This is a genomic window from Anaerolineae bacterium, from assembly GCA_014360855.1.
Classification (GTDB): Bacteria; Chloroflexota; Anaerolineae; order JACIWP01; family JACIWP01; genus JACIWP01.
In genome coordinates, this window is the sequence record JACIWP010000122.1 from 1 (window position 1) to 8,891 (window position 8,891).

An 8,891-nucleotide genomic window follows, 5' to 3' on the forward strand; every position below is an offset into this window, starting at 1 on the left:
GGAGGAAGGCGCCCCCCAGGAGAAAGCCGGCGGCCGCCGGCATCCAGGAGGGCGCTCCTCCCATTTCCGCGCTCAGTTCGATGGCCGGCGCCAGCAGGGACCAGTAGCTGGCCGCAATCATCACGCCGGCGGCGAAGCCCAGCATCAGGTCCAGCAGTTTCTGGCTGACCTGGCGCGTGGCAAAGACGCCGGCGGCGCCGGCGGCGGTCATCGCCCAGGTGAAACAGGTGCCAGGAAGGCTTGTAGGATAGGGTTGAGCTGTTCCATGGGCGGCCGAGAGGTGTTATGCCAGCTTCAGCGCCTTGATAATGGCCGGCAGGAAATGCGGCAGGTCATCCGGTACCCGAGAGGTGATCAAATTGCCATCCACGACCACCGGTTCGTTGAGCCAGATACAGCCGGCGTTTTCCATGTCATCCCGTATGGCACTCACGCTGGTGGCCTTGCGGCCCTTGATGATTTTGGCGGAGATGAGCACCCAGCCGGCGTGGCAGATAGCCGCCACTACCTTGCCTTTCTTGTCCATATCCGCGACGAAGCGCAGGATATTGGGATCGCGCCGCAGGCGATCCGGGCAGAAACCGCCGGGCACGATCACCGCGTCGAACTCATCGGCGCTGGCCTCGGCGCCAGAAAGCTGGCTGACCGCCGGATAGCCGTGCTTGCTGTTATAGGTTGCGCCCGCCTTGGGGGCTACTACGACGACCTCCGCGCCGGCTTCCTTCATCCGGTAATAGGGGTACCAGAACTCGACGTCCTCATACATGTCCTCGACGAGAATCGCTACTTTCATTGCCGGCCTCCCGAGAAAATATTTGGGCTAGTATTCGATTTCTCACCTCGTAGCTGTGAGAGTGTTGGAAAAAATATCTTAGGCCAAGGGTAGGAATGATTCCCAATGTCAAAAGGCTCATGGTCGACTATCATTGACCCTATATGCTGGTCAAATGCTCATATCCTTCGCGGATGATGGCTGCCATCCGTTTTCGGCGCTCCTCTAAGAATTGATGATAATCCATGTGATACCATCCATCTGGCAGGGCATGCAGTCTATACATCTGGGATAGCTGTTGGGGGGAGAATCTGCGCTCGTACGCCGGCACATATTGTGCCGGCGGCTGATCGCTGATGTCAATATTGTCCTTCCATTCCACCAAGTCGTAATTCGCAACCTGATTGATATACCGCTGTTCTTTAATTCCCAACCTTTTCAAATATTTCCTAGGGAATAGATGATGACGCTCTAAAGCCCTTTTGGTTCCATGGATAGTTGGGTTCAGCAGATCCCGAACCTTCATGTTTGAGTATAGCACGGGGGCATCCAGAATGCAAAGGGCGGCGAAAAAGGCCGATTGATATGGGCTGTTCGCGGAAGCTGTCACAAGTTGATTGGGTAGGGTCACCTCCCAGAAGTCCCGGGTGAAGACCGCATCTATTTGTTGCCGTAATATACTCAGAAACTCTTCTGGTTTGGACAGGTCACGTAGCATAGCAAGGTCCTGCTCCATGCGGCTCTCAGGAGAATCGGTATAACGGCCTGTGAGGGCAACCATGTAAAACCATTGAGCCATGACCCTCCGTAAAGCATACGGCTCTACATGAAAGTCCTTCTTCCCAATGAGCCAAAGGGCATATGTATATACAATTGCGGTTTCTGACAAGATCATTTTAGGATGAATATATCCTGCCAGATTCAGCACCTTGAAGAACTCATGCCAGTTCTGCAGATTTAGCACATCGGCCTGAGCTTTACGGAGTATACCGAACTGCTCATCACGCCGCTGAGAGGAAAATTCTCCTGTCTCCAGGTCTTTGCCGCGCAACAGAGAGTACACATACTCCAATCTCGCCCGCCGAAAGCCCAATGCGACGCTTACACGCAGTAACTGGTCCGGACCGGGATGGAAGTATGGGTTGTATGGTGAGGGTTTGCCGTCATCAGATGGTTCTTTGGCGGCTCGGCAAAAATCTTCCAGATCCTTTCGTCCTTCATCCCAGAAGACTGACATTAGTGTTAGGATGAAATCGGCTTGGTTAAGCGGTGTACCCTGACTATTGATACGCACAAAAATGTCCGCTACCTGCTCCTCTTTGACGTTTGCAGAGACCTCGAGCGCAGTGAGAGGGTATTTCTGTAAGTCTACCAACCGATCAATTGCTTGATAAATCTGCTCACGCTCTCTTTCCGACAGAGGACGTTTGGTTGCAAGCCGCTCCATAAACTGGTTGACAAACGCCAGCAGTTTTGTCGAACTCTGCCAGAGCACGCTGATGTCCGGTAGCCACTCCACATCTTTCTCGATGACCGGATTGGTCACTTCAAACTGCTGGGTTAAAGGGTGAAAGGCCAGGCGTAGTCTTATCTTTCGAAAGTCTTTGTCAACAATAGGCACACCCTTCATGACCGCATACAAGGAGGTGAGCCTTTGCTGACCGTCTACAATGAGCAAATTAGGAGCCCTCTTCTTTTGGTCAACCCCAATAACTCTATGCTCGCCTGGGAGGCCATTCTCCCAAAAGAGCAAGTATCCAATGGGAAAACCGCGATACATCGAGTCGAACAAATCGCGAACCTTGGTCGTGTTCCAGACAAAGGGTCTTTGAATATCGGGTAGGCCGATATTGCCCATTTCAATATCTTCCAGCAATTTGTTCACGGTATAATCTACCTTTTTGAACAAAACTTCAGACATGTGCTCCCTCTCTCCCCTATAAGTATAAGCTCCGCTATGTTGGGCCAGATATGATTCTCGAAACCGTTGACTCTCTGTGAAAATCTTATCATATTTGAGAGCCTTTTGCAACTCCCTGTAGCAAATAACCCGCCGAAGATGCTCCTGAGGTACGAGTGGGGAATCATGGCATCACTCCGATACCCTCTAGGACGGACATTGAGACAAACGCTGCTGTCCATCATGCTGTATGCTGACGTACTCACCCTCTTCTGCTACTTGGTCGCCGCACAGGCCGGCGCCACCAGGGACCAGATGAGCACCCAGCCAGCTGACAGATAGCTGCCACTATCGGTACGTGAATTTGCATGGATAAGGTTTGCGCCTTTCCTGCCAACCGCTATAATTTTAATAGGTATAGGTAGTGGAAAAGCCTGGCGTATGTGGGGTGCCGGGTATGCCCGCACCATGTGTGAAAGTATATCTCTGAAACGTGTTCCTGGTTCGTGTGGGGATGTGGCAGTATCGGTTGAGCTGGACAGACCTGTTGTTCCTGGTAGATACGGTGATGCCGGGCCGGCCGGATCGCGAGAAGGTGGCGCGTGCCATCCGGGGGGATACCGCTCTGCTGGAGCAGTTGCTCGACGATGAGCGGGTATTCCAGCGGGTGGTCCGCGAAAAGGAGCTGGTGGTCGAGCTTTCCCCCTGGCTCTATTTCACCATCCTTCTGCGCCGCGTTACTCGCGAGCTGGCGCAGGAAGCCTTTACGGTGGAACTGCGCAGCCGGCAAAAGGTCATCCTGTTCGATACAGAGAAGGTGGTGGAGCTCCTGCAGGATGAGGCCATCCGGGATTACCTGGCGCAGATGCTGGCATCCTTCACCCGGGTGGAGAGCGTCACCATCCGCATGCGAGTGCGCCGCGGGGTCTGGTACCGGGTTCGCGCCAGCGAACTGGATGTGGAAAACATGATTCGCTATGCGGAGAGCCTGGAGCCGGCCTTCCGCTACGGCGCCTACCGGCGCATTGGAGAAGTGTGCTTGTTCCTGGCCGGCGTGTTTCCCGAGCATATTGACCCGAGCCGGCGCTATCCAGCCCAACAGTTGGCGCGCTGGCGGGCCCGTTCCCAGCTCCTGACGCGGCTGGAGGACTACGAATCGCACGGCCAGGCCTTTTACCGTCTGGCCTCCGAACACGAACAGGCGCGCGTCGAGGGCATGGACACGCTCCTGCGCACTTTGGCGGAGGATTTCATCTTTGCGGAGAAGGCGCTGAACGTCCTGACTCAGCGCCATCTCCAGCTTGCCCGCCACGAGCTGTTCCAGATGTGAGGGTGGGGCATCACCATCCGCGTCACGGAGCTTCGCGTGCATTCCTCTTTCGATATTGGGGCGATGCTGGTGGTTGTCCTGCTGGCGCTCTGTTCGGCCTGCGCCGGCGGTACTTCCAGCGCGCCATCTGCCACAGCCGGCCCCTCCAGTTCACCGACGGCCGTCACCTCTCCTGTATCCGTCCCCTCGCCTACCCTGCCGGCGCCTATACACACGCCGACCAGCACTCCTACCCGCCGGCCTTCCCCTTCGCCCACGGACACCCTGCCGGCACAGCTCATGCCAACACCTACATCTGCTGTGACAGCCGTGCAGCCGCCGACCCCTTCCCCGACGTCCGCACCGCCGCCGGCGGTGCGGGTGTACCGTACCACGGTGACGATTGCGACGTACCCGTACAAGGACTTTCTGCGTCAGGAATCCTCCTCCCAATACCGTATGCCTATCTGGCGTCTCGATTGGGATGCGTATGAGTCATCCGCGCCGCGGCCGGCACCGCGCCAGTATGAGCTGATCGTGATGGAGAATGCCTATCTGCGGATAAGTATCATTCCCGAGCTGGGCGGACGCATCTATGAATGCTCGCTGAAGGCCGCGGGCCGGAACCTGCTCTATCAGAATGCCGTGCTGAAGCCCACCCACTGGGGACCACCGGAGCAGGGATGGTGGCTGGCCGCCGGCGGCATCGAATTTTGCCTGCCAGTAGAAGAACATGGGTACGAATCGGCCGTACCCTGGCAGGCCGAGATTGTCACTGCGGGCCGGGAAGGGAGAGTGCGTCTGACGGATTCGACGGATCAGGAGCGCTTGCGGGCGCAGGTGGACGTGATCCTGCCGGCCGGCGAGGCGCGCTTCCTCCTCCACATCACCCTGCACAACGATACTGTCTCCACACTGCCGGTGCAGTTCTGGAGCAATGCCATGATACCGGCGGGTGATTCCCCGGACGCCGCGCCTTCCCTGCGCTTTTTCCTGCCGGCGCGTCACGCGCTCATTCACTCCACCAGCGACCCCCGGCTTCCGCCGGCCGGCGAGAGCATCTCCTGGCCGTACTGGCAGGGAACCGACTGGAGCTTCCCCAACACCTGGCAGGGCTGGCTGGGGGTGTTCGCCTGGCCGCAGACGGAGTTCGGCTTCGCCGGCGTCTACGACGCGTCCGCTGACATTGGCCTGGTGCGGGCATTCCCCCCGCAGATTGCGCACGGCGTCAAAGCCTTTGGATTCGGCGGCCCGTCGGCCCGACTGCCGGCCTCCCTGTGGACCGATGACGGCTCATATTACGTCGAGCTTCACGGGGGGCTGACGCCAGCCTTCGGGGAACCCCAGCCCCTTGCCCCGGGGGAACAGCTTCGCTGGCAGGAAACCTGGTTCCCTGTCGCCGGCCTGAATGGGCTGACTGCCGCCGGCCCTTCCGGTGCCGTGCGCGTGACGTGGGATTCGGACGCAAAGGAGCTGGGCCTTCGTATCTGGCCGGCCGCCCCTTTGCGCGGCACTGCGGTGCTGGGCGTGGATGACAGGGAGATTGGCCGCGCTCATCTTGACAATCCCCCTGGTCGTGTGATAGAAATAATTTTCCCGTGGGGAGAGGAGCCGATGGCCGGCTCTCTCTTCTCGCTACACCTTCTCGCAGAGAATGGGAGCGAGGAACGCTGGCAGGGCTATTACTACCCCTGAAATTAGGGATACCCAGAGTTCCCGCCTCTGGAAAGAGGTCACATACATGAAACCGAGTTCCACACCGCCCCGGGCGCCGCGCCGCTGGAGCAACGTCCCGCCAGAGGAACCCACGCGGGTTCCCCCGCCGGCATCGGCCGCTCCTGTCCCCTTGAAGCCGAACTGGCTCTTGATCGTGGTGATTTTCCTGGCCATTGCGCTGGCATTGGTGGTGGGCGCCGGCGTCCTTGGTTATTTTGACGGCTTGAAAGACCGGGAGGAGCGTCTCCAGACGGAAGCACTGGAGCATTACCGCGCCGGCGTGGCGCATATGGAGGCCGGCGAATATGAGCTGGCCCAGGCCGAGTTCGAGCAGGCTATCCGACTGCGGCCCGATTTCCAGCCGGCCTGGCAGCGTCTGCGCGAAAGCCAGGTGTATCTGGAGGCCATCCCTACCCCCACTTCTGTTCCCCTGCCAACGATGACGCCGGCCGTGGAACAAGGCGAAGGTACACCGCCCCCACTGAGCGCCTGGCTGGCAGAGGCGCGATCCCTGTTTCAGGCCGGCCAATACATGGACGCGGTAGACCGCATCAACGATATCCTGAAGGTTGACCCCAATTACGAACCTGAATTGATCGCCGACCTGCTCTTCCAGTGCTATTACCAGGAGGCACTGCGGCTGGTTGGAGAAGATCGGATGGAGGAGGCGCTCCGGCTCTTCGACCTGGCGCTGGCCATCCGGCCGGATGACCAGGTGGTGAAGCGCGAGCGCGAGCTGGCCGCCGGCTATCTCTCAGCCATTGGCTTCTGGGGAGCGGATTGGCAGAAGGCGGTAGAGGGGTTTGCCTCCTTGTATCGTGCTCGGCCGGACTACAAGGACGTTGCCAGCCGGCTCTTCAACGCCTATGTCGCCTACGGGGATATGTTGGCGGAACAGGGCGCCTGGTGCCAGGCCGCCGAGCAGTACACTAATGCCGCCAATCTGCAGGCCAAACCGCAGGTGGTGCAGAAACGCGATCAGATGGTGGATTACTGTCAGCGCAACGTGCCGCCCCCCTCCCCCGCGGAGGGGACGGGGACGCCTTCACCAGAGGCGACGCCGGGGACGCCGATGCCGGCGGGTGAAAATGCCGCCGCGCTCCGCGAACTGGGCCTGAGCGGGCAGATATACTACGCGGTGTACGATGACGTCCGCCGTGAATATGTCCTGTACGCCGTCGGGCTTACCGGCTCTGCGCCGATTGAGGTGTTTGCCGGCGTCCACCATCCTCAAGTGGATCGCAGTGGCAGGCAGTTGGTGGTGCGCGCGCTCAGCGGCGTCGGTACCCTGGGGCTCTACGTGATTGACTTGAGCGCCGGCGTCCCGCCGGCGTTCCACCTGATCACCTCGTACACCCAAGATTTGTACCCGTCCTTCTCGCCCGATGGCCAGGAGGTGGTCTTTACGTCAGACCGCATGAGCAAGCGGGTGTGGACATTGTTCACCACCTGGGCCGGCGGGGAGGCGGAGCCGCGCCCCCTCATCCCAGGCCAGACACCGGCGTGGTCTCCGCGCGGCGATACCATTGCCTACAAAGGGTGTGACGAGAGCGGCAATCAATGCGGCATCTATCTGTACCGTATTGCCGATGGGGCGCGCCAGGCGATCCTGTTGGACCCCAGCGCCGGCTTCCCCGCCTGGTCGCCGGACGGCACCCGCCTCGCCTTCATGTCCAACCGCGACGGCAACTGGGAGATTTATCTGATCGGCGCAGACGGTCAGGGGTTACGCCGGTTCACCGTGCATCCTGCCAGCGACGGACTGCCGGCGTGGTCACCGGATGGCAAAGCCATCGCGTTCCTCTCGGATCGCGATGGCCAGTGGTCAATTTATGTCAAGCTCGTGGATGATAACCGGATGGCGCAGGTTATCACCCTGCAGACCCATTATGCGGATTGGCTGATGGAGCGCATTACCTGGGGGCCGGAGGTCAAGCTGTTGCCATAGCCGCCGGCGCGTCCCTTACTGCCCTTTCAGGCCGCGCTTCTCCTCGATCTTGCGGGCGAAGCGGTCCAGGGCGATGATCGCCCGCTCGTGTATGCCCTCACCGACCACTTCCCGCTCGTCCGCGGCGGTGACGCGAAAGGTCAGCCGCCGGCCGTCTACCGCGATCAGCTCCGCCCGCGCCGTGACCGTCATGCCCAAAGGGGTCGGCGCCTTGTGGGTGACGTCCACTCGCACGCCCACCGTGCGGTATCCATCTGGCAGAAGGTGGTCCACCGCCATCACGGCGGCGCGCTCCATCATGCGCACCATTTCTGGGGTCGCCAGCACATCCACGCCGCCGCTCCCCAGATGCCGGGCGGTGTGTTCCTGCTCCACCACCAAGGAGTATTCGGCCTGAAGCCCGGGGCGCAGGTTGTCGAAGAGGGGGACCTCGTTCATGCCGGCCGAGCCTCCTTCTCCGCCCCTACTGCCCGCTGTTCCGCCGCCAGCATAGATTCCACGAGCGAGCGGAATGTATCGCCATCCAGCGTCTCCTGCTCAATAAGCTTTTGGGCGACCGCATCCAGCACTGTCCGATGTTCCCGCAGGATAACCTTCGCCTGTTCGTACGCCTGGGAGATGATTGTGCGTACCTCGTGGTCAATCAATCGGGCGATCTGTTCGCTGTAATTGCGGTGCTCCCCGATTTCCCGTCCCAGGAAGACCAGCTCCTCCTTCTGGCCGAAGGTCATCGGGCCGAGCTTCTCGCTCATGCCGTATTCCTTGACCATGCGTCTGGCCAACCGCGTGGCCCGTTCGAGATCATCGCTGGCGCCGGTCCACATCTCGTTGAACACGATTTCCTCCGCCGCGCGCCCGCCCAGCATGCTGGCAATCTCGTCATAAAACTTCTCGCGGGACTGCAGAAGATGGTCGTCTTGCGGGAGGAAAAGCGTATAGCCGACCGCCATGCCGCGGGAGATGATGCTGACCTTGTGCACCGGGTCGCAGTGCGGCAGGAAATGCCGCACCAGGGCATGGCCGGCCTCGTGGTAAGCGATGACGCGCTTCTCTTCCTCGGAGATGAGCCGGCTCTTGCGCTCCGGGCCGGCGATGACCCGCTCGATGGCCTCTTGCAGTTCCGCCATCCCGATGGCCTTCTTGTTGCGACGCGCCGCCAGGATGGCCGCCTCGTTCACCAGGTTCTCCAGGTCCGCTCCTACAAATCCCGGCGTCTCCCGCGCGATCACGTCCAGGTCCACATCCG

General features: G+C 60.0%; 7 protein-coding genes and 1 pseudogene. 3 read left to right on the forward strand and 5 right to left on the reverse strand.

Features of this window, described 5'->3' with window-relative positions; translation table 11 throughout:
* From H5T60_08065 to H5T60_08075, 3 genes and pseudogenes are all read right to left on the reverse strand, one after another.
* Positions 1-223, reverse strand: a pseudogene (locus tag H5T60_08065) (ZIP family metal transporter).
* A 60-nt stretch (positions 224-283) separates the two neighbouring features.
* Entirely contained in the window at positions 284-793 is a 510-nt protein-coding gene (locus H5T60_08070; GenBank protein ID MBC7242384.1) for a type 1 glutamine amidotransferase, read from the reverse strand.
* Positions 794-932: 139 nt separating this feature from the next.
* Complete coding sequence (locus H5T60_08075; protein ID MBC7242385.1) at positions 933-2,693, reverse strand: DUF262 domain-containing protein; 1,761 nt, start codon at positions 2,691-2,693, stop codon at positions 933-935.
* A 472-nt stretch (positions 2,694-3,165) separates the two neighbouring features.
* On the opposite strand from H5T60_08075, the gene H5T60_08080 reads away from it, so the two are divergent.
* The 3 genes from H5T60_08080 to H5T60_08090 are packed head-to-tail and all read left to right on the forward strand — an operon-like array spanning position 3,166 to position 7,645.
* A complete protein-coding gene (locus tag H5T60_08080) occupies positions 3,166-4,002 on the forward strand; it encodes a hypothetical protein (GenBank protein MBC7242386.1) in 837 nt (278 codons plus the stop codon).
* Positions 4,003-4,038: 36 nt separating this feature from the next.
* Positions 4,039-5,676 (forward strand): DUF5107 domain-containing protein, encoded by a 1,638-nt coding sequence (locus tag H5T60_08085; protein MBC7242387.1) that lies wholly within the window; start codon positions 4,039-4,041, stop codon positions 5,674-5,676.
* Positions 5,677-5,722: 46 nt separating this feature from the next.
* Positions 5,723-7,645 (forward strand): PD40 domain-containing protein, encoded by a 1,923-nt coding sequence (locus tag H5T60_08090; GenBank protein ID MBC7242388.1) that lies wholly within the window; start codon positions 5,723-5,725, stop codon positions 7,643-7,645.
* Between the two features lie 15 nt (positions 7,646-7,660).
* Here the strand turns inward: H5T60_08090 and H5T60_08095 are convergent, their stop codons facing one another.
* Positions 7,661-8,083, reverse strand: coding sequence for a thioesterase family protein (locus H5T60_08095; GenBank protein ID MBC7242389.1), 423 nt, complete (start codon positions 8,081-8,083; stop codon positions 7,661-7,663).
* A partial coding sequence (locus H5T60_08100) for a cell division protein FtsH (protein MBC7242390.1) occupies positions 8,080-8,891 on the reverse strand: 812 nt, incomplete at its 5' end. The genes H5T60_08095 and H5T60_08100, both read right to left, overlap by 4 nt.